This window comes from Peribacillus sp. TH16, assembly GCF_016651095.1.
In the GTDB taxonomy this organism is placed as follows: domain Bacteria; phylum Bacillota; class Bacilli; order Bacillales; family DSM-1321; genus Peribacillus; species Peribacillus butanolivorans.
On record NZ_JAEKEM010000003.1, the window covers coordinates 257,697 to 278,541 of the forward strand.

Here is a 20,845-nt window from a genome sequence, read left to right on the forward strand (position 1 = left end):
ACTCGTGAACATTAATCCAGATTTTAGTTCTAACAAGTACATAATTAGATAAAGCCAAATCGTAAGCGCTTTAATTTTATCTAGTAAAAAATCTTAATTATTTGCAAGACTAAGAGGATTTAATTTTACTGTTTTACCTGTTTTGTGAGATTCAGTAGCAGCTACCGCAATTTCTAATGCTGCTTTCCCGTCCTTCTCATCGCATGACGAACGCTGTTTCTTAATAATAGAAAATACAAAATCATTAAGTTCCATTCGAAAAGCCTCTATTAAGGATGGTGGAAATATAGGGCCAGGCTCGTGTTTACCAACAGCATTTAATATCGTGATTTCCTTTTCGCGAATCGAAGGTATTTGAATAGCTCCTTCCGTTCCAATAACTTCACATCCTATATCAAAACCATAAGGTGAATTCCGACTAGACTCAATATCACCAGATGCTCCAGAAGCAAATTCCATATAAGTGATGGCTTGATCGACATCATTGTACTCTTCCATAAAAGAGTTCATGACAATAGTGCCAGTTGCTAATACGGAGGTAACTTCAGCTCCCATAAGATATCTCGCTATATCATAATCATGTATAGCAAGATCTAAAAAGATACCGCCGCTGTTTTTCATGAATTCAATTGAAGGAGAAATATCATATTTACCGGGAGGATTATCCCTTGTGAATCCCTTAAAATAGATCGGTTTACCTATTTCTCCTGCTTTAATTCGCTTTTTCGCCTCTACGAAAGTAGGGTGAAATCTCCTCATAAATCCTACTTGACAGAGCACATTATTCTCTTTAATAACTCGAATAACATCTGTTGTTTCATCTAATGTTTGGGTAATTGGTTTCTCCACAAAGATATGTTTCTTATTTATTGCAGCTAATTTTACCATTTCAGCATGTGTACTTGTGGGTGTTGCGATAATCACTCCGTCAATATCTGGGTCCTCAAACGCTTCATTCGGGTCTTTTGCCCATCGTTCTACTCCTAATTCTTTTGCTGCATGCTCTGCTCGACCATCCAATGGATCTACTACACATACCAAATTCCCACCATTAATATGATTGGCAAGGTTTTCTGCATGGATAGTACCTAGCCGACCTAACCCTATAACCGCAAGACGAATATTCTCTACCATTATTTAATCTTCCCTTTCATTTGTAATTTATGAAAATCTGTACATACTCTAGATCATTCATTTATTCTTTTATTCCGAATAAATAAATGTATTTACTTGGAATTAACACCATAAAACACCGCCACAAAATCCGCCTAATGAAAGGCTTTCATTTTAAAATTTAGAATATTTTATTTTAAACGAGATATCCTTTTGATCTAACCTACACCTCCGATAGTTTCATCCCAAACTCACCTATAATAAAATTCAATAACTTATTAAAATTAATAAAATAATTATTTGATAAGTTTGAATTTTCTAATATTAGGTTATCATTTTTAAATACTAAGAAACATACTTTCCTGTAAGACGTTTTTGCATAATTGTAAGATTATAGATAGAAAATTTATGATATATTTGTTTTATTCATGTAGAGAGATTCTAGATACCTTTTTCTTACCAATAATTAAAATTCAATACAGAAACGGAGGAAATTCATGAATCACTATAATCTTTCATCATTATATAGCGCTTTACGAATCATGGATATTCAATTGGATCTAGTTGAAAAAGGTTGGTCATTTCCAAAGCATCGGCATACATATTTTGAATTTATCTATTGTATCTCTGGAGAACTAGAACAATGGGTTAATGGGGAAGTATACCTTTTGAAACCGGGTAACGCGATCATCGTTAAATCCGGTATGTATCATCACTCGTTTGCACGTATCCCTACGCAATACCTAGTCTTTCACTTTGATATAGAGGTGAAAGAAGTACAATCTGTTTTTCAACTAGTAAAGGATCCAATGATTTGTGCAGATGAAATCGTTCATCATGGGTCGATTTCACGTTGGGTTTCAAATTTGATAGAAGAGTTTAATATAAAACCACAAAAAAAAACACCTAACTTAGTGCAGGAAGATTATCTAGAAAATATTCATTCTGTTGTCAACACCCTTCGCCTACATGCAAAGGTTATAGAATTAATTAGTGTACTAGCACAACATTTTCTCTCGACAGAACGTCTTCAAGATACTAATATACCGCCATCCCAAATTAGGATTGCTCACGAAGTAGCTAACTGGCTGGAAAATAACTTAAGTAAAAAAATAAAAATAGAGGATTTAGCAAAAGATCTGAATTTACATCGAGCTTATTTAAGTCAATGTTTTAAAAAAACGTATGGAATGTCGCCTTCAGATTATCTTATAAGGATTAGAATACGAGAAGCAAGACATCTCTTATTAGAAACAGATCTTTCAATTGAAATGATTAGTTACAAATTGCCCTTTTCTTCAGCCGGACATTTTAGCCGTACTTTTCGTTCAATTATGGGGCTATCCCCTCTTAAATTTAGAAAAGAGAAAAAGAATCACTATCAAAAGCCGATAAAGACGGCATTATCAAGAGAATAACGGTTCTCCTGTAAAAAAAGGTCAATATAATTCCAATTAATCTATTGAAAAGCTGCCATCAATGAAAATGACTTTTGAGGCAGCCGGTTTGGTATGTTTCTACTAAAGCACCTATTAGTTCAAGAACTATTTCATTTACTTTAAGCTTGTCCACAAAAATTCTTCTCCGAAAATCCACTTGGTTGAGTAATCTTTTTCGGTTATTCATCCCGGTATTCTAATTTACCTAGTAATACAATTAAAAGTTCCAAAAAACTTGTACCAAAGGTAAAGACTAAAAAAGTAATTAAAGTAGACATTTTTTTAATGAATACTACAAATAAATAAACAGCACAGAATAGGATAAAGACCTAGATTATAGGGAATTGAGGGTTTAATTCCGGAAAATTTTTATCCATCTTCTAAAAATAGTTAAATCCAATATCATTTATTAAAAGAGGCTACAGCCACACCAATCGGATAAAAAGTAATAAACAACTTCTTCTGATTTCTAAATAAATATACCACTACAATCCAAGGGAGGATAAATCCAATAATAATATGAAAAAGCATATTTTACCCCTTTTGTGTTTTTAAATCTTATACAATTATCCTGCCCCGTTAGTGCCATAAGAAAAAGGTTGCCGCAGCAACCCTATTTTTGAACTCAAGCATCGGTTGTTTCAAGAAATCTCTATGTAAACTCACAATAATTTCTAAGTCCGACCCTTTATATCGGACTTATTTGACTTTCTTACATACTGCAAACTGCTTTCACCTTTAGCCCCATTTTGTTGTGCTTATGCTAACGGTAGTCGGGGTAGAACGTACCTGCCCGTGGGGCTTGGACCCCGTCAGTTAAACAGTTCGCCCCCTACTTGTAGAAACATGATTAGGCTGGTTGGGACTATGATCTCGTATAACAAGCGAAGCTATGTTACTAAAAAGGTAGCTTGTTATATTGCCAAAAACCGTAGTTTTTAGTAATAATCAGCAAAGAAATCTTGCCTGTTTTCCATATACAGTAAACTACTTTGCGGATCATAGCAGAAACCCTGTCACCAAGACTATAAAGATATTTATTTTAGTAATTCATGCCGCAGAACCACTAAGTATAAATTGATTACTTTTTTAGGATCATTCATATCCAGACCAGAAAGTTCTTCTATTTTATTGAGCCTATATATTAATGTATTGCGGTGAATAAAAAGTAAATCTGCTGCTTTAGAAACTTTGAAACCACTCTCAACCCAGATGCGAATAGTACGTAAAATTTCCGTGGAATCTGGCTGATTTAAGAGGTTTATAAGTAATCTCGCTTGATGCCAATTCATATATTTTTCTTTATTACTGATTAAAACAGTTTCAATAAAGTAGTCTTCAGCAAAAAAAATATTTTCGTTTTTTAATTCTCGTAGACGCATGCCTACTTCTAATGATAACCATGCTAATTCGCATGCAGAATTCAAGCTAGATATATTATGTGAAATATTGCTAATACCACATAGTACTGTTACACCTTCTTTTTTTAATAGTTTGATTAATGTAGTACATTTACTTTGTGTTAGCTTTCTAATATGTTTATCTTCTGGATGATAATCTAGAACATGTAAAATAAGAACTTTATCATCTGTAATAGATGCACAAATATCGTTTTGATGATAGAATACCTGTTTTACAAGCGAAAGTATTTTTTCATTCTTAAGTTGTAAACCTAATTCAGGGCTTTCTTTAACTTCATTAAATATTTCATTTTCAATCTGTTTTTTTACATTAATTATATCTAAAGCTATACAAATATGTGGTGGCCTTAAGTCAATACCTATTTCAAATCCTTTTCTTATGAGTAGTTCTTCACTTCCATTTACAGTATCTAACGTAGTGATATTCTTAATCAATTGGTTGTGTGCATAAAAAGACGAAAGACGGTCTAATTGAATCAATGTAGTTTTCATAAAATATTCGGCTAAGCTTTGAACTAGTTGAGTGTATTTCCGTACCTCTTCTTTTACTCCTACAATGCCTACAGCACCGATAACATCATTTTGAAAAAATATTGGAAAACAGTGTCCAGGTTTGGTATTAATCATGTGTTTAATATATTCTCTTTTGTGGAGAAGAGGTTTTCCTGTACGGATAACTTCAACTGAGCCCTCATTAAATAAACCAATTCGTGATAAGTCACTAGATCCTATAATAATGGATTCCTTGTCAATAATTGCCACTTCACATTCTGTAGCTTTGCCGACTGAAGTAGCCAATTCTTGTGCAATTTTCTTTAACATCTCTTTCTCCATTTCTGAATATTTGTTTATCAAGATAATTATTATATTATCTTATTTTTCAATTTTATTATGTAAAAAGTTAATATTTTGTTGTTATACTAACATTTAATACAGGTTTTTCTGTTTACATTAAAAAAGAAGAAGTTCCAATGGATATTGGAAACTTCTTCTAAGGTTTAGTGTTAGAGTGCTTTTTGTTGATTATCGTATTCCACAAGAGCCTCATCAATTTGTTCTTTACTTAATTTATAAATACCTATGCCTGTATATGCGAAAATTATTGCAATTATTGGCGTGATATATGCTGTAACAGTCCAAAGAGCATAGCCTCCTGCACCAAAAATTGTAACGCCTAAAGTACTTACATAAAAAGCACCTGAACTTCCCCATGGAACCAGAGGAGCCATCATAGTTCCGACATCTTCAATGCTTCTTGAAAGTGTTAGAGGGCCCATTCCAGCTTTCAAAAAAGCTTTTTTGAACATTTCTGGAATCATGATATGTACGGTATAAGAAGTGCCAGAAAATACTAGTAGTATCAAACTAGCGAATAAGGCAACAATCATTACTGGTCCTCGATTCTTTACTCGGCTGGATAAGGGCCGGATAGCAGTTTCAATAAATCCTGCTTTACTCATAATCGCTGCATAAGCATATCCACAATAGATAATAATGACCACGCCCACCATTGATACCATGCCTCCGCGATTTAGCAGAGTCAAAGTACTTTTAGATAAATTCTCAGAAGTAATACCAGGAATCATCGTAGAATTAAATCCTCTTAAAGCTGATAGGACACCATCTTGAAGTGAGAATCCTTGATATGCTACTCCAATAATAATAGCAGACAAACAACTTAATAACATGGTTGGAACAGGAGGTTTTTTAGTAATAGATCCTAATAAAATCACAACAAATGGTATTAGCAACATGATATTCCACTTAAACATATTATCTAGGTCTACTAGTAAAGAAAGTGCTTCTCTTGATAAACCTTGAGATTCAATGTTTAAGTTATTACCTGCAATAAAGAACACGAAAAATGCTATTAATGTTGCTGGAAAAGTTGTCCAAAGCAATGATTTAATGTGATCATATAAATTGGTTCCGACACATGCTGATGCTAAATTTGTCGATTCAGATAAAGGTGATAATTTATCTCCGAAAGTTGCACCACATATGATAGCTGCCGCTGTAAGGTATAATGGAACATCTAAAGCAGTTGCAATACCCATAAATGCTACACCTGCTGTTCCAGCAGATGCCCAAGAACTACCTGTAACGGTAGAGAAGACTATACAGATTAAAAATGCTGAAATAAGGACATAATCTGGATTTACAATCTTTATTCCATAATAAATTAGCATTGGAATCGATCCGCTAAAAATAAGAGTAGCAATTACGATACCTATGACCCAAATAATTAATATCGCTGGAGTTGCTCTAGTAATACGATTAGAAATTGCTTGTTCCATGTCATGCCAACTATACCCTAATCGATAGGCTAAAATACCGGCAAAGCTAGCAGCTGCAATCATCATAAGTTCAACTCTAAGACCGAATACTAGATAGCCAACAAACACAAAGAACACCATAAAAAACAGTCCCAAAATTGCTTCAGTAAATGTTGCTTGTCTTTTCTCCATAATCCCCCTCACTTTCCATGAAATTTATTTTGAGTTCTGGTAAAAACTATGCTTTACGATTAGATTAACTCACGATAGTTGTATACTTCTTATAGAAGAACGCTATACACTTACGTAATTATTGATAGCATTCAGAAATTTATTATGAAGTCCTTGTTTTTTCACGTGGTGGTGTCTCTTAAAAAATGTTGAAAACAGCACAAATCTATTATTAAAGAATTTCTGCTGTGTTTATGGCTCATATAATATATGAATGTTTGAAAATCTAAATAGATTATCATCAATTAGAAATATCAAAAACATTAGTATAATATGAGCTAAAGAAAAAATGGACTGCTTATTACCCTGATTAACCATAGGAAGTTTGAAGAATTTGAAGTTTTTAATGTAGTTAACATTATGTTTTCAACTATTTAATGTATTAAATTCTCTTAGTGAAGTATGACAGGTCTATGCAGCTAATAGTCTAATTGGATAATATGAATAGATTAATCAGATAAATACTGTGTTATAAAGCCATAAAGTGAAGCGCTTCCAATAAAATGAAAAAAATTATATTTAAAAAATATTTTCACTTTCCATTAACGGAAGTTCAATTCCTATATTATATTCCAAAGCTCTGTTATAAATTTCTCTAGCTAATATAATATCCGAGATTGCCATTCCCTCATTAATAGCAAGGATAATATCATTGGCACTTTCTCGTCCTGGTTCTTCTCCAATTACAATTTTACCTAAAGTGCTATGTAGTTCAGGTAAACCGTCAGGGAATGCCCCTTGCTTCTCATAAGATTTAGCTAGTTCCCAATCGTCTGTAATATAGCGATCTGCATTTAAAATAGCAGATCCTTCCCAAGCACGGCCAGCTTCAAGAGCAATGCCTAAAGAGCCTTTCTTTAACCATTCTCTTTTTACGATAGGTTTATCTACTCGCTGTGTTGCAGTTACTAATATGTCTCCAAGACGTGCTGCTTCTTCGGGATTATTAGCTTCTACAACTTCAATATCTAATTTTTGAGTTATTTTTTCTTTAAATTGATTAATGGATTCCTGTCTAACATCGTATACACAAACTTTTTTAATCTCTGCAGCAACAATTTTTAACATGAGTGTATGAATAGTTCCTTGAACGCCAGCTCCTATAATAGATAGTGTTTCAGCTTTATTTGGTTTGCAATATTTAGCGGTCACGGCACTTACAGCTGCTGTTCTTACTGCAGTAATCCATCTACAATCCATGATTGAAAGAGGCATTCCTGTAATTTCATCATTATAAACTAGAATTCCCGCAATCTGTGGTAAATTACGTTTGTGATTTTCTGGATATCCACAAACCCACTTCATTCCACATATATCCTGATCAATTAAAAAAGCTGGCATAGCATGAAGAAATGTATTTTCTCTTGTGTGTATGCCAGGTTTAGGCGGACATTCTACCATATTTTTTCCCTTCGAGACCATTGCAGTCTCCACAAGTTCGATTACTTTTTCATATGGAACTGCTGTCTTTACTACATCTTCTTGTGATAAATACCTAAACGTTACTTTTTCCATCTTGTTCCTCCTATATTATATTCTTTTTCTGTAGTCAAATTTAGTATAGTAAATAGTTTGAATTTAATCACTATTGAAAATACACAAAACATTATTCTGTAAAAGCACTATTTTTGTGCGTTCGGCACAGACAAAGATAATTTGACACTCCTTTTTGTTATTCCTTAATTAACAAAAAATGTGTATCTGAAAGGGATCTGTATATGAATCAAGAGTTTTAGTAGAAATACAAGGGAATTACGGGGAAATGTCCCCGTTCTTTTTATAGATTACACTTAGTCTACTTTTTTCATTTCAGTACTGTGTTCAGACCTTTATCTGGCATGGTGGATCTGCTGGAAGATCATCAAACATACCGGCGATTATGCCCCAAAATAAAAAACCAGGCAAAAAACGCCCGGTCCAAAACCTCCATTTATCAATTCTAGATGTTTTTTAATATTACTTAATTTTTGCATATATCGTTGAACGTGGAACTCCTGTAGCTTTTACAATGTCATTCACACTCATTCCGTTTGTTTCACGTTCATTATATAGCTTGATAGCTCGTTTTAAAGTTTTTTCATCTTGACCTGGTCTTCCCATATGTTTCCCTTGCCTTTTTGCTCTCTCCCGGCCTTCTGTTGTTCTTTCTACTATAAGATCACGTTCAAATTGTGCGAATGAACCTAAAATATTAAAAAGCAGTGTTTGTAAGCTATTTCCTTCGTTTGAACCATCAAATTTCATATCCTCCTTTACAAATCTTACATTAACTCCTTTTTCAGCTAATTCATGAACTATCTTATTTAAGTCCATAATAGAACGAGCTAAACGATCTATTTTAGTTACTACTAATGTATCTCCTATTCGTGCAAATTCAATAGCTTCATAAAGTTGGGCTCTTTGTTTTGTACTTGTTCCGGTTACTTTTTCAACAAAAAGCTTTTGGCATCCTTCATTTTCGGTTCTGGTGCAAAAACTTCAATAATAGCAATTAATCTCTAAATCTTGGACATACTGATACTATTAATCTTAAAAAAGGTGCGTGATAGTATGGAAAATCAAAATTTATTCAAGTGGAAACATTATCAGCCTGACATAATTTTGTTAACAGTGAGGTGGTACCTGCGGTACAACTTGAGCTTTCGTAATGTAGTGGAGATGATGGAAGAACGCGGCTTATCGATGGCTCACACAACGGTTATGCGTTGGGTTCATCAATATGGACCGGAATTAGATGAAAGGGTACGGCGTCATCTTAAGCCAACAAATGACTCCTGGAGAGTCGATGAAACGTATATCAAAGTAAAAGGTCAATGGATGTATCTGTATCGTGCAGTGGATTCCAAAGGAAACACGATTGATTTTTATCTCAGTAAAACAAGAGACAAAAAAGCTTTGCGGTCTTTTCATGTTTCTAAGCCTCGTGTCATGACGGTCGATAAGAATCCGGCTTATCCTATAGCAATTGAAGAGTTGAAAAAAGAGAAAAGCATACCTGATGGTATGCAACTTAGACAACAGAAGTACTTGAATAACATAGTGGAGCAAGATCATCGCTTTATAAAGAAGCGAGTCCGTTCTATGCTAGGATTAAAAACGTTTCAAACAGCCAAACAGATCATCTGTGGAGTGGAAGTGATACATATGCTAAAAAAAGAACAACTTCAACAAGGGGTGAAGTCTGTCCAAGGCGAGATTGAATTCATACATAAATTATTTGGAGTACCCTCATAATTCATAGATGAAAAGGAGATTGAGATTCTATGTTTCTAACAGGTCATATTTGCACCAGAACCCAAAATGTTCAGTGAAAGATAGAAAAATAGGTTAGCAACTGCAGGCTATATAAAGCTGACAAGAAACCCTTTCTACAGCCTGAATAGGGATGCTTTTTAGCATCCCTATTTTCACCAGAACCATATAATCTGTTATTTATTGTTCACTTTTTGTGTTTAACTTTTATTAATTAAACGCGCATTTTCATAATCCTCTTGAACCGATGACTCAACAACATCTTTCTTTCCGCGTTTTTGCAAAAATAAAATATATATTAAATGAAAAGCAATGGCTACTGGAACACCAATATATATAGTCAACTTAGTTCCTTCGTCAAACACTAAACTAATTAATACAACCAGATTAAAGACAAATGCCAAGATAGGAACTAAAGGGTAAAGTGGGGTCCGGAATTTTAGATCACTAACTTTTCCACCTTCAGCTACATATCGTCTGCGGAAAAAATACTGAGATGCCGCAATACTCATCCAAGCCAACATGGATGCCATTCCTGCCACAGAAAGAATCCAGGTATAAATAGTTTCAGCTGCTACTTTTGAAACAAGAATAGACACACAGGAGATCCCCATACTAGCCGTTAAAGCAAGTAAAGGCACACCTTTTTTTGTTAACTTTTGAAAGGATCTTGGTGCCATCTTAGAACTAGAAAGAGAGTATAACATCCTAGTTGTGGTATAAAGACCAGAGTTAGCAACAGATAGTAATGAGGTAATAATTACAAAGTTCATAATATCGGCTGCATATGGTATACCGATGTTATCTAGAGCAGTAACAAACGGGCTAGCATCTGGCTGGATTTGTTGCCAAGGTACTATAGAAACAACGATAATTATTGACAAAACGAAGAATAATATAATTCGATATGCAGTTTGGTTTATAGCCTTCGGGATTGTCTTCTCTGGATTTTCACTTTCACCAGAAGCAATTCCTACAAGTTCCGTGCCACCTAACGAATAATTAACAGCCATCATAGCAATAACTACTGCAAATAATCCATTAGGGAAGGAGCCAAATTCTGTTAAGTGCGTAAAATAAGGAGCTGCTGATTCACCCTCAATTGGTACAATACCGAAAATAGCGGCTAACCCAATTAAGATAAACGAGATTATAGCGGTTACCTTAATACTCGCGAACCAGAATTCTGTTTCTGCAAAGCTGCGCGCAGAAAGGGCATTAACAGAAAATAGTACAATTCCTGCAATTAACGACCAGATCCATGGAGAAATATCCGGGAACCATCTTTGCATCAGCGAACCTATAATGATAATTTCATACGCTACGGTTGAAGACCACCCAATCCAATAAATCCACCCAACTGTAAAGCCTGTCGATGGATGAATATATTTAGTCGCATAAGTTTGAAAAGATCCAGATACTGGCATCTCTACAGTCAATTCCCCTAAGCACAGCATAACTAAATACATAATAAGTCCGCCCATCATATAGGCTAAAACTGCGCCTATAGGGCCTGACTGACTAATCGTAAAACCTGAAGCGTTGAAAAACCCTGCACCGATTACGCCACCTAAAGCAATCATAAATAAATGGCGACTTTTCATTACCCTTTTCAGACCTTGTTCATTATCTAATTCAGCCATAACACCCTCCTAAATAAAATCAGTCATTTGATGCATGAACTAATTATGGCATTTCCTTTAATTCAAATATTGTCCTTGATACTACACCACTGAATTATCGTTAATGCAATAATTTCTGCAGATTTAAAAACTTTATCCAATTCAATATACTCATCTGGGAAGTGTGCCATTTCCGTTTTCCCTGGTCCAAATATAACTGTTGGAATTTTCCCTACTTCTGTAAGTAATCCCCCATCAGTTCCCCAAGGAGAAGCCTCTATCACTGGTTCTTCACCAGTAGTTTCTCTATATTGATGAACTAACGTATTCATCAAATCATGTTCAAGATCAATTTCCCCTGGCAGCCATCGAGCACCAAACCATTCTAAGCCAGGAGGGTTATCCTTAAACCATGGGTCTAGGATTGATAATTGTTGTAGACAATCCTCCATTTCATGTTGTGCATCTTCTACCTTCTCGTTAGGTGCTACACCCATTCTTCCCTCTATTTTTAGCAAATCAGGTACTGAAGATGGCCAGTTTCCTCCTGAAACAACTCCGATATTAATAGGAATTGGGATAGGGGTTTGCTCGTAAAGAGGATCATTAATACGTTGATTCCGTGTAGATTCCAAAGCCCTGATTTGCTCCACTAGTATCATTGCTTTATCAAAAGCGCTTACTCCCTCATATCGTGTTCCCCCGTGGGCTGATCGTCCTTTGACAAAGATCCTAAACCACATAGATCCTTGCTGTTTAGGAAAAATCCTCATATTAGTAGGTTCAGTGATTAGTGCAGCATCAGCTTTATAGCCTTTTAGAATAGTAGATAAGGTCCCTGTTCCACCACTCTCTTCTTCTATAACACTCTGAAAAATAACGTCGCCTCTAAGCTTAATATCGAGTTGTTGAATGGCTTGTAAGGATAAAAGAAATGAGACTAGCCCACCTTTCATATCCGTAACACCACGACCATACATTTTTCCTTCCTTAATTGCTCCACTATAGGGATCATCTGTCCATTGTTCATGATCACCTTCAGGCACAACATCAATATGTCCATTTAGGATTATAGAACGGCCACCACCTGTTCCGGGTAGAACACCTACAACATTTGGACTTCCTGTAAAATCATCCCTTGACGAGCAAAAGTAGGGGCTTTCGGTTAATTCTTTTCCACTTGGCTCCCAGGCATCCACCTTTAACCCCATATTCGACAATACCTCAGTGATTATTGATTGCGCTTTTGACTCATTTTCAGAAATACTAGGAGATTGTACAAGTCGCTGTAATAATTCTGTACCTTCTTCATAATGCTCTTTTAACCATGTTTGAATTTGCTCTGTGATTAATTGCAATACAGTTCACCTCGCTTTAATGCGTTATAGTGTTAGATTTTCATATATGACGGTAAGCCCCATTCCACCGGCCATACATAGCGTCACCATTCCATACTTTGTTTTGGTACGTAACATTTCATTCATTAAACTAACGGTTAGCTTAGCACCAGTTGCTCCAACTGGATGCCCCAACGCAATAGCTCCACCATTAACATTTACTTTTGAATAGTCTAACTCTAGTTCTTTAATAACAGCTAATGCCTGTGCAGCAAAGGCTTCATTAAGCTCAATCAAACCAATATCATCTAAAGTTAATCCGGCTAACTTTAGTGCCTTTTTTGTTGCAGGAACAGGTCCAATTCCCATAATACCTGGTTCCACACCAGCACTAGAAAACGCTTTCACTTTTAACAAAGGTTTTATACTTTTTTGTAAAGCTTTCTTTTGTGACATCATTAATACTGCTGCTGCACCATCGTTCATAGGGCACGCATTCCCAGCTGAGATTGACCCATCTGTTTTAAAAACTGGTGGAAGATTTATTAATTTATCTAGCTGAATATCCGATCGTACAGACTCATCTGTCCTGAAAAAGTAAGATTCTTTCATCCCTTGGACCTGTACAGGTAAAATTTCCTCTTCAAAATAATGATTTTCAATAGCCTGAGCTGCCTTTTTATGGCTATCAAAGGCAAATTCATCTTGTTCCTCGCGGGAAATACTGTAAATTTGCGTTAAGCGCTCTGCCGTCAAACCCATATGTTCATTTTCCAACGAGCAAATTAAACCATCAGTTAATAGGGCATCTTCCATTTCAAGGTTCCCAAACTTTGTCCCCCATCTATTTTTAACTAAATAAGGGACCTGACTCATATTCTCTACCCCACCTGCAATTACCACCTCTTCTTGACCGGCCTTAATCGTTAAGGCCGCGTTAGTAATTGCTTTTAAACTTGAACCACATGCCTTGATTACAACATGTCCTGGAACACTTGTTGGGAATCCAGCTAATTGTGATGATATTCTAGCTGAATTTAATCCTCCACCATGTACATATCCATGTCCAAATATTACTTCATTTACATCCTCTTTGGTAAGAGTGGTCTTACCCATTAAACCTACCAATATTTGTCTTCCCATTTCAGTGGCGGAAGCACTTTTAAGTGACTTTCCAAATGCACCCACTCCAGTACGAACTCCTGCAACGATGACGGCATCTTCCATTACTTCACTCCTAAATTTTTTCAGCGGTTTTAAGTATTTTCAATTGTGCATCTGTATGTTTAATTACATCTTCCACTGTGTAAGGTTCCATAACTTCTTTTAACTCTAATCCTTGTGGCGTTACCTCAATCACAGCCATTTCAGTGATGATCAAACTAACACAGCCTTTGGCGGTAAGTGGTAATGCACATTCCTTCAGAATTTTTGATTTACCTTGTTTATTTGTATGGTTCATCAGTACAATTACCTTTTTTGACTTTTGAGCCAACTCCATCGCCCCACCCATACCAGGGACAAGTTTTCCAGGAACAATCCAATTGGCCAAGTCACCTTCTTCGCTTACTTCAAGGGCTCCTAAAATGGTAAGATCTAAACGGCCTCGCCGGATTATGCCAAATGCAGTAGCACTATCAAAAAAGGAAGCCCCTTGTACTACAGAACACGGATAACCACCGGCATTACATAAATTGGGGTTAATATTACTCCTTTTTGGTGTCGGGCCAGTGCCTAATACTCCATTTTCGGCATGGAATTGAACAGAAATACCTGATGGGATATAATCAGCAATTAATGTAGGAATCCCTATTCCAAGATTAACAATCATTCCATTATCTATTTCTTGGGCAGCGCGCTTAGCGATACGGTGGCGATCTTCTACTCCCAAACCCATTTCCAATTCACTCCTTCACTTGGAATTACCATATCCACAAAGATTCCAGGGGTTATAATCGATTCTGGATCAAGTTCACCAACTTGAACAATCTCATCTGCTTCAACTATCGTAAAATCCCCCGCCATAGCAACTAATGGGTTAAAATTACGTGCGCTTTTTTCAAATACGAGATTTCCAAGATAATCAGCCTTTGAAGCATGGATTATAGACACTTCAGCAGTTAATGCTGTTTCGATCAAATATTCCTGACCATTTACAGTAATATGTGTCTTTCCTTCCTCTGCAACGGTGGCTAATCCCACATCGGATAAAATACCACCTAACCCCATACCACCGGCCCGAATACGTTCAATCAACGTTCCTTGTGGAGAAAATGTTACTTCCATTTCCCCCTTGTTCATTAATTGACCGGCTATTGGGTTGGAACCAATATGAGAAGTAATTAGTTTCTTCACCCTTCCTGAACTAACCAATCTCCCAACCCCAACGTCCGGGAAACCTGCGTCATTACCTATTAAGCTTAAATCTTTACATCCTTTATTTAATATCCCTTCTACAATTGTAGGGGGAGTACCAATACCACCAAATCCCCCGTACATTAAGGAGCATCCGTCATAAATTCTTTGAAGGGCTGCCTCTAAAGTACTTACCTTTCCTTGTTTAGACTTGGACAGCAGCATTTATCTTCCCCTCCATACTGAGTTCACATTGTACTTCATAAATTGCCTCTTCTAAAATATCTACTAAACTATCAATTTCATCTTTTGTAATAACCAAAGGTGGCGAAATGATAATAGCATCCCCCATCCCATTAATAGCTCCTGACGCTGGATAAACAAGTAACCCTTTTTCAAAAGCTTGTTTAATTACCCTATTTGTTACATTTAATTCAGGTGGATAAGGGTTTTTCTTTTCTCGGTCTGCTACAAACTCCATTCCAATTAAAAGGCCCTTTCCTCTTACGTCCCCAATCATTTCGTAAGACTCTAAAAGCGGTTTCAATTTACTCATAAGATATATACCTTGTTCTTCTGCTTTTTCTACCAATTGATGTTTCTCAACGTATTTAATAACCTTTAGTGCAACTGCTGCAGATTGCGGATTAGCACTATAAGTATGGCCTCCTATAATAGACTTAGATCCATTTAATATAGGTTCCATAACTTTATCACTGACTAGAGTAGCTGCCATTGGGGTGTACCCTGAACTCATTCCTTTTCCTAGAGTAATAAGGTCAGGTGTAACATTCCAATGCTCTATTGCAAACATCTTCCCAGTACGTCCAATTCCGGTCATTACCTCATCTGCAATAAATAGGACGTTACAACGCTCACAAATCTCTTTGATTTTTTGATAGTAATTAGCTGGTGGCATGATAGCCCCCCCAGAAGCACCTATAATTGGCTCGGCAATAAATGCAGCAACACGTTCTTCCCCAATACGCCTAATCTCCGTTTCAAGTTCTTGGGCACAAAGAAGACCCCATTCCTCTTCAGTTAAATTATCAGGTCGACGATAAGTGTATGGGGCAGACACTGAAGGATAATCAGCTAACATCGATGAAAACCTCTGTCTTCTTAATACATGTCCTGACATAGATAATGCTCCCATTGTAATTCCATGATAACTAGTCCACCTAGATATAATGCGATCTTTTTGTGATTGTCCTTTTTCTTGCCAGTATTGTATAGCAATCTTCATCGCTGTCTCGGTCGCTTCTGAACCACTATTTACAAAGAATGACCAATTAAGGTCTCCAGGAGCCAATTGACTCAATTTTTCTGCTAGTTTTTCAGCTGGTTCATTGGTAAATTGTGATCTATAAGAAAATGAAATTTTTTCTGCCTGTGCAAGGGTTTCGTCGATAACCTCCTGTACACGGTGTCCAATACTTACCGTTACAGCTCCAGACGACCCATCAATATATTTCTTACCATCCTGATCATATATATATATGCCTTTTGCAGATGCAGCTATTGGATATTGCTGACCTAATACCGGTTTAATTAAATAATCTCGTTCCTTCATCCGTTACATCTCCCTTGGAATTATAAGAGTATACTAAAACTTTATTAAAATTTCTGACAAATAACAATTTGACAAACGTATGAAAAAATAGAGGTTCCATTATACACCGCGTATAATGGATGATAGGATAATCTAAGTTTAATCACTAGGGGGCTTTCTATGGCTATTCGGATTTATGAAGCGTTGCAACTACCTATTATGAAACAAACAAAATTAACGGCTGGAAAAAAGGGGTTACAAAATTGGATCAAATGGGTAACTATTGTGGAGGTAATTGAAGATATCTATCGTTTACAAGATGGAGAGTTTTTGATCACAACAGGATTCGGATTAGGAGAAAATACGGAGAAACGTAAGGAATTTGAAAAGCTTTTATCCATCGGAAAACTATCTGGAATAGCTATATATACAGGATTTTATCTAAAGGAAATTCCAAAATCATTTATTACTATCGCAAACGAATTTGCCTTACCTTTAATTGAAATTCCTGCAAACATAAATTTTTCTATGATTACAAAAGAACTACTGGTACAAATTGTTAACAAACAAAGCCAAACATTTGAATATTCACTACGAATCCATCAGGATTTTACACGGCTTGTATTAGAACAACACGGATTTGATCCTATTACAAAAACCCTTCATGAAATAATTGATGCAAGTGTAATCCTTATAGCACAAGATGAAATAATAAGTTCCTACATAAAACATGACTTTATTGATATTAACAATTTAAAAAATCTATATGAAAAACAAACCGATAACTACAAAATTAGTAGTCAACCTATTATAGCTAATAAAAATACTTACGGAAGTGTACTCATTATAAAGGAAAAAAGGTTATCGGAAGAATTAGATTCAATCGCAATTGAGCATGCTACTACTGTATATGCCATTGAATTTTTGCGGAGAAAAGCAGTAGAGGAGACCCAATTGCGGCTCACTAGTGACTTCCTAGAAGAAATATTAAATCCTATAATCCCAAATAATAAAGATATGATCGAGAGAGGACGTAAACTAGGAGTAGACCTTTCAAATCCGCAAAGTATCTTATACATTTATTTTCCATTATTGAAAGAGGAGAACATTAAGGAAAAATACAATGAGTTAACCGAAATTATTCAATACACTATGGGAAAGTCAAAAATCCCTTACCTCATGAGGACAAAATCCGATAGTGTCATTATTTTGGCGGAAGCAAAACCTGGAGTAAATATTTTAGAATTAGCTGAGAACCTCTTAAATAGTTGGAATTTAACATTATCAAATGAACCAATAGCAATAGGTATTGGTAATACAACTGCCGACATTTATCAATTACACAAAAGTGCTGCTGAATCTGAGCAAGCAGCACGATTTTCCCAAATTCTCTTTAAACCAAAATCTATAGTCCATTATAACGATTTTGGCATATATCAATTACTCATTGAAATGAAAGAGTCAGGGGTAGATTTAGAGGAGTTTTACCAAAAATACCTTGGTAATCTATTTGATTCAAAAGGTGTAGACCTCATTACTACACTTGAAGCTTATCTTTTTTTCAATCAAAGTATTAAAAAAACAGCAAGTGAGCTATATATTCATCGCCATACACTGAAATATAGGTTAGAACAGATACAGAAAAAAACTGGATTAGACCTAAACAATTATGATAATGGCATAAAGTTATACTTAGCTATTTTGGCATATAAATTATTAAAATGCATTCAAATTCAGTAAAGTGGAACGGATTTAACAACCTTTCACTTTTCCTTATTACTGTATCCCCCGACTCATAATTTTTGATTTTCGACTTTTAAATTAATAAAGGGGGAGGAATGGCTAAATGCATTAGATTAATAAACTTCCGGTTAGTTAGGTTGAAAACGCCAATTTAAAAAGGTTCCCTTAAAGCAAATTGGCAGAAGAATGGAGCCGAATAGGACAAAAAGCGAAGTTTTCACAAGCTCAAGGTTCCCAATCATCAGTAGGAGAGAAAATAAATTTCGGGCTAATGTTTTCTTTCCACTTCCGACTAAACCTATAGTATGTATTTTACTAGGAGAATTATTTTTCCTAACCATCACCACTTACCGAATAATTATTAGTTAGTTTTTCTTTTAACTTCCTGTATCTCCTTTTAACTTATATTTCTAAAAAGAAAAAGGGAAAACAAAGGTCGCTAATTCACAAAGTGAATGTAACTGTTGAGGAGTCGGAGTTCAAATTTAATCAAACGATTGATTAAAATGAGGAAAAGCCTATTTTAAAGCGTTCTTTAGATAAGAAGAGAGGGTGACAGATGAAATTTCTTTCTTTATCCTCTAAATCCTTTAAAATACTGGACTTTGCTCGAGCTACTCGCTCCTCGTGGAAGGGTTTGAGCCATATTACAACGTGCGGGTCAAGTAATGGAAAATGAAGAAGTTCACGATAGATTTCTTTTAACGTGGTAGAATGTGAAGTCGTCATTTATGGCGGCTTTTTATATACAATAAAAACAGCGTTCCGCATTAGAACGCCGTAACAAACTATTGTTATTATATTATTTCCTTTCATATCACGCCCCCCGCTTCTTTCCATTCCTTGAATATTTCAACGCTTGGACGTGGGTCGGCTTTGATTTCTTCTTCCGTGCGGCGATATGCGTCGCAATAGTAGACGTATTCCTCAAAAAGGTCAACGGTCAATCCGTTCAATTCCGCCAAATATTCGAAGGCTTCGTCAAATGCGTCGTGCATTTCAATTGTTGCCTCAAGAGTATTGAACCATTCCCCGAAGTTCTTGTCTTGGCGGGATAGATTCAACGCTTTATCCATTGGAAGGAGATTTGCGACAATATGACCGCCGTGTCCAGTGGCGAACGATATTACGTGTTTAAAACTTACATTCGTTGAACCCGTCAAAAAGCAGCGATTCCCGAAGCGTTTCATGATTGCCTTCCATTTGTCCGCTGTCACGTCTTGCGGAAGTGCTTTTTCGATTGCACGGCGTTTATGTGCTTTGTTGATATTGTATTGTTGAACGTGTTTCAGTTTGTTCCGTGTGTTTTACCTGTCACGCACACATGGTTTGCACCGTGGATTTTTTCCGTCCTTTGAAGCACTTAATTCCCTAAAGTCTTCAAGCGGTTTTTCTTCGCCGCATTTTCTACATTTTCTCATGCTTATTTCCCCTTCTTTCCATAAGCATAGCCGAAACCCCGACGCCACAATATAATAAAAGGGAACGGCAATCCCGAAGAACGCCGCCCCATAATCTGAGTTTTTGCCTTTCTTTCCTTTTGGCCCCTTCCTCCCTTCACAATCTAAAAGGTTATTTGCACATTCGAAATAAGTGTTATAAAGGGAAGGATGATGAAAATGAATTTGTTTTTATTAAACTCTATAGGGGGAGCCTCTTCCCCTTTCTAATCGACATACCTATGCTACGAATTTAGCGGAACAGACAGGTGGAGATCCTTAATCATGTCACAGCTTGGGCATACATCTTCTGACACTTCCCTTTTATATAGGAAAAAGCTATGAAGGCTGCAGAGCTGCTTGATAAACGTAGGGAGAAATAATTAAAATACCTTTCACTTCCCCCAAAACCAGCCTTTACGAGGTTTTTGCAAACAAATATTTATTACATCATAATCTTCAAAAATAGAACTCCATGAATGACAACCTGCAGCTTCAAAAGGCTCATCTACTTTATAAAGCTTTATTCTTTTAATCTCTTTTTCATTTACAGGACAAAAGGCAATACCTGGCTCCTCATGCAAATAGAAATCCCCTTGTAAAGCATCGCAATGATCGCAATGATTCGCGATATACTCACTTTTTGAAGCCCTGAACCTCTCGGTATGATTTAACATTGCCAGCTGCGCTTTCTCGTTGAGCCTTGTTACTTCTGAAATAAAACTAGGATAATCTTCCTCAATCCAGAAAGACTTCCAGTTTTCACTTTCGTCAAATTCTGATTCTGCATCGATAAAACAATATGATTCTAATAAAAAGCAAAAGACTTTTGTTTTTCTTTTGCATTCCCAGCATTGTCTAGCTGTTTCGGCGATATAAAAATAATCCGCTTTCAAATCAATATCCTCTTCTTTTATCGGGAGAAGCCATTTGTAAAACCTTTGTGTCTCTCCACCATAAGAGGTATACCAGACTTTTTTATCTTTATCCCATTTTGCTCCGAGGCTTTTGGCAATATCTTTGTCTTTAAATGGCACTTTGAGGTTTATCCTGGCCATGATAGCC

The 20,845-nt window shown here is 36.0% G+C and carries 16 protein-coding genes and 1 pseudogene; 3 read left to right on the forward strand and 14 right to left on the reverse strand.

The genetic code is table 11. The annotated features are described in order from the left end of the window. Positions 1-93: 93 nt before the first annotated feature. Positions 94-1,134 (reverse strand): Gfo/Idh/MocA family oxidoreductase, encoded by a 1,041-nt coding sequence (locus tag JFV29_RS12570; protein ID WP_201183989.1) that lies wholly within the window; start codon positions 1,132-1,134, stop codon positions 94-96. A 476-nt stretch (positions 1,135-1,610) separates the two neighbouring features. On the opposite strand from JFV29_RS12570, the gene JFV29_RS12575 reads away from it, so the two are divergent. Next, a complete protein-coding gene (locus tag JFV29_RS12575; RefSeq protein ID WP_201183992.1) occupies positions 1,611-2,531 on the forward strand; it encodes an AraC family transcriptional regulator in 921 nt (306 codons plus the stop codon). Between the two features lie 423 nt (positions 2,532-2,954). Here the strand turns inward: JFV29_RS12575 and JFV29_RS31035 are convergent, their stop codons facing one another. The 5 genes and pseudogenes from JFV29_RS31035 to JFV29_RS30405 all read right to left on the reverse strand — a co-directional run. Beyond that, complete coding sequence (locus JFV29_RS31035; protein ID WP_274606942.1) at positions 2,955-3,083, reverse strand: hypothetical protein; 129 nt, start codon at positions 3,081-3,083, stop codon at positions 2,955-2,957. 506 nt (positions 3,084-3,589) lie between these two features. Continuing rightward, positions 3,590-4,795: a sugar diacid recognition domain-containing protein gene (locus tag JFV29_RS12580; protein WP_201183995.1), complete on the reverse strand. Its 1,206-nt coding sequence runs from the start codon at positions 4,793-4,795 to the stop codon at positions 3,590-3,592. Between the two features lie 182 nt (positions 4,796-4,977). Then, a complete protein-coding gene (gene nhaC, locus JFV29_RS12585; protein ID WP_056520393.1) occupies positions 4,978-6,441 on the reverse strand; it encodes a Na+/H+ antiporter NhaC in 1,464 nt (487 codons plus the stop codon). Between the two features lie 558 nt (positions 6,442-6,999). Further along, positions 7,000-7,995 (reverse strand): ornithine cyclodeaminase family protein, encoded by a 996-nt coding sequence (locus tag JFV29_RS12590; RefSeq protein ID WP_201183998.1) that lies wholly within the window; start codon positions 7,993-7,995, stop codon positions 7,000-7,002. Positions 7,996-8,436: 441 nt separating this feature from the next. After that, positions 8,437-8,919: pseudogene (locus JFV29_RS30405) on the reverse strand (recombinase family protein); the annotation flags it as partial. Between the two features lie 111 nt (positions 8,920-9,030). On the opposite strand from JFV29_RS30405, the gene JFV29_RS12600 reads away from it, so the two are divergent. Next, positions 9,031-9,714: an IS6 family transposase gene (locus tag JFV29_RS12600; protein WP_201184001.1), complete on the forward strand. Its 684-nt coding sequence runs from the start codon at positions 9,031-9,033 to the stop codon at positions 9,712-9,714. Between the two features lie 218 nt (positions 9,715-9,932). Here JFV29_RS12600 and JFV29_RS12605 read toward each other — a convergent pair whose 3' ends face one another. From JFV29_RS12605 to JFV29_RS12630, 6 genes are all read right to left on the reverse strand, one after another. After that, entirely contained in the window at positions 9,933-11,375 is a 1,443-nt protein-coding gene (locus JFV29_RS12605) for an amino acid permease (RefSeq protein ID WP_201184004.1), read from the reverse strand. Between the two features lie 62 nt (positions 11,376-11,437). Further along, a complete protein-coding gene (locus JFV29_RS12610) occupies positions 11,438-12,712 on the reverse strand; it encodes a peptidase (RefSeq protein ID WP_201184007.1) in 1,275 nt (424 codons plus the stop codon). Positions 12,713-12,736: 24 nt separating this feature from the next. Next, positions 12,737-13,918 carry a thiolase family protein gene (locus JFV29_RS12615; RefSeq protein ID WP_201184010.1) on the reverse strand — a complete coding sequence of 394 codons (1,182 nt, stop codon included), beginning with the start codon at positions 13,916-13,918 and terminating at the stop codon, positions 12,737-12,739. A gap of 10 nt (positions 13,919-13,928) precedes the next feature. Then, positions 13,929-14,588, reverse strand: coding sequence for a 3-oxoacid CoA-transferase subunit B (locus JFV29_RS12620; RefSeq protein ID WP_201184013.1), 660 nt, complete (start codon positions 14,586-14,588; stop codon positions 13,929-13,931). Further along, on the reverse strand, positions 14,573-15,271 hold the full coding sequence (locus JFV29_RS12625) for a CoA transferase subunit A (RefSeq protein WP_201184016.1): 699 nt from the start codon (positions 15,269-15,271) through the stop codon (positions 14,573-14,575). The genes JFV29_RS12620 and JFV29_RS12625 overlap by 16 nt, the downstream gene beginning before the upstream one ends. Beyond that, positions 15,252-16,619, reverse strand: coding sequence for an aspartate aminotransferase family protein (locus tag JFV29_RS12630; RefSeq protein WP_201184019.1), 1,368 nt, complete (start codon positions 16,617-16,619; stop codon positions 15,252-15,254). The genes JFV29_RS12625 and JFV29_RS12630 overlap by 20 nt, the downstream gene beginning before the upstream one ends. A 159-nt stretch (positions 16,620-16,778) precedes the next feature. Between JFV29_RS12630 and JFV29_RS12635 the strand changes: the two genes are divergently transcribed. Further along, the gene (locus tag JFV29_RS12635; RefSeq protein WP_201184022.1) at positions 16,779-18,338 is read left to right on the forward strand and encodes a PucR family transcriptional regulator; all 1,560 of its coding nucleotides are present in this window, start codon (positions 16,779-16,781) and stop codon (positions 18,336-18,338) included. 815 nt (positions 18,339-19,153) lie between these two features. Here JFV29_RS12635 and JFV29_RS12640 read toward each other — a convergent pair. Next, a complete protein-coding gene (locus tag JFV29_RS12640) occupies positions 19,154-19,531 on the reverse strand; it encodes a hypothetical protein (RefSeq protein ID WP_207205138.1) in 378 nt (125 codons plus the stop codon). A gap of 644 nt (positions 19,532-20,175) precedes the next feature. Beyond that, entirely contained in the window at positions 20,176-20,838 is a 663-nt protein-coding gene (locus JFV29_RS12645) for a DUF5710 domain-containing protein (RefSeq protein ID WP_201249279.1), read from the reverse strand. Positions 20,839-20,845: the final 7 nt, after the last annotated feature.

Coding starts and splice junctions, on each gene's coding strand:
- JFV29_RS12580 (WP_201183995.1), bottom strand. CDS start 4,795: ATGTTAAAGAAAATTGCACAAGAATTGGCTACTTCAGTCGGCAAAGCT.
- JFV29_RS12615 (WP_201184010.1), bottom strand. CDS start 13,918: ATGGAAGATGCCGTCATCGTTGCAGGAGTTCGTACTGGAGTGGGTGCA.
- JFV29_RS12575 (WP_201183992.1), top strand. CDS start 1,611: ATGAATCACTATAATCTTTCATCATTATATAGCGCTTTACGAATCATG.
- JFV29_RS12625 (WP_201184016.1), bottom strand. CDS start 15,271: ATGCTGCTGTCCAAGTCTAAACAAGGAAAGGTAAGTACTTTAGAGGCA.
- JFV29_RS12635 (WP_201184022.1), top strand. CDS start 16,779: ATGGCTATTCGGATTTATGAAGCGTTGCAACTACCTATTATGAAACAA.
- JFV29_RS31035 (WP_274606942.1), bottom strand. CDS start 3,083: ATGCTTTTTCATATTATTATTGGATTTATCCTCCCTTGGATTGTAGTG.
- JFV29_RS12605 (WP_201184004.1), bottom strand. CDS start 11,375: ATGGCTGAATTAGATAATGAACAAGGTCTGAAAAGGGTAATGAAAAGT.
- JFV29_RS12600 (WP_201184001.1), top strand. CDS start 9,031: ATGGAAAATCAAAATTTATTCAAGTGGAAACATTATCAGCCTGACATA.
- JFV29_RS12620 (WP_201184013.1), bottom strand. CDS start 14,588: ATGGGTTTGGGAGTAGAAGATCGCCACCGTATCGCTAAGCGCGCTGCC.
- JFV29_RS12645 (WP_201249279.1), bottom strand. CDS start 20,838: ATGGCCAGGATAAACCTCAAAGTGCCATTTAAAGACAAAGATATTGCC.
- JFV29_RS12570 (WP_201183989.1), bottom strand. CDS start 1,134: ATGGTAGAGAATATTCGTCTTGCGGTTATAGGGTTAGGTCGGCTAGGT.
- JFV29_RS12590 (WP_201183998.1), bottom strand. CDS start 7,995: ATGGAAAAAGTAACGTTTAGGTATTTATCACAAGAAGATGTAGTAAAG.
- JFV29_RS12640 (WP_207205138.1), bottom strand. CDS start 19,531: ATGAAACGCTTCGGGAATCGCTGCTTTTTGACGGGTTCAACGAATGTA.
- nhaC (WP_056520393.1), bottom strand. CDS start 6,441: ATGGAGAAAAGACAAGCAACATTTACTGAAGCAATTTTGGGACTGTTT.
- JFV29_RS12630 (WP_201184019.1), bottom strand. CDS start 16,619: ATGAAGGAACGAGATTATTTAATTAAACCGGTATTAGGTCAGCAATAT.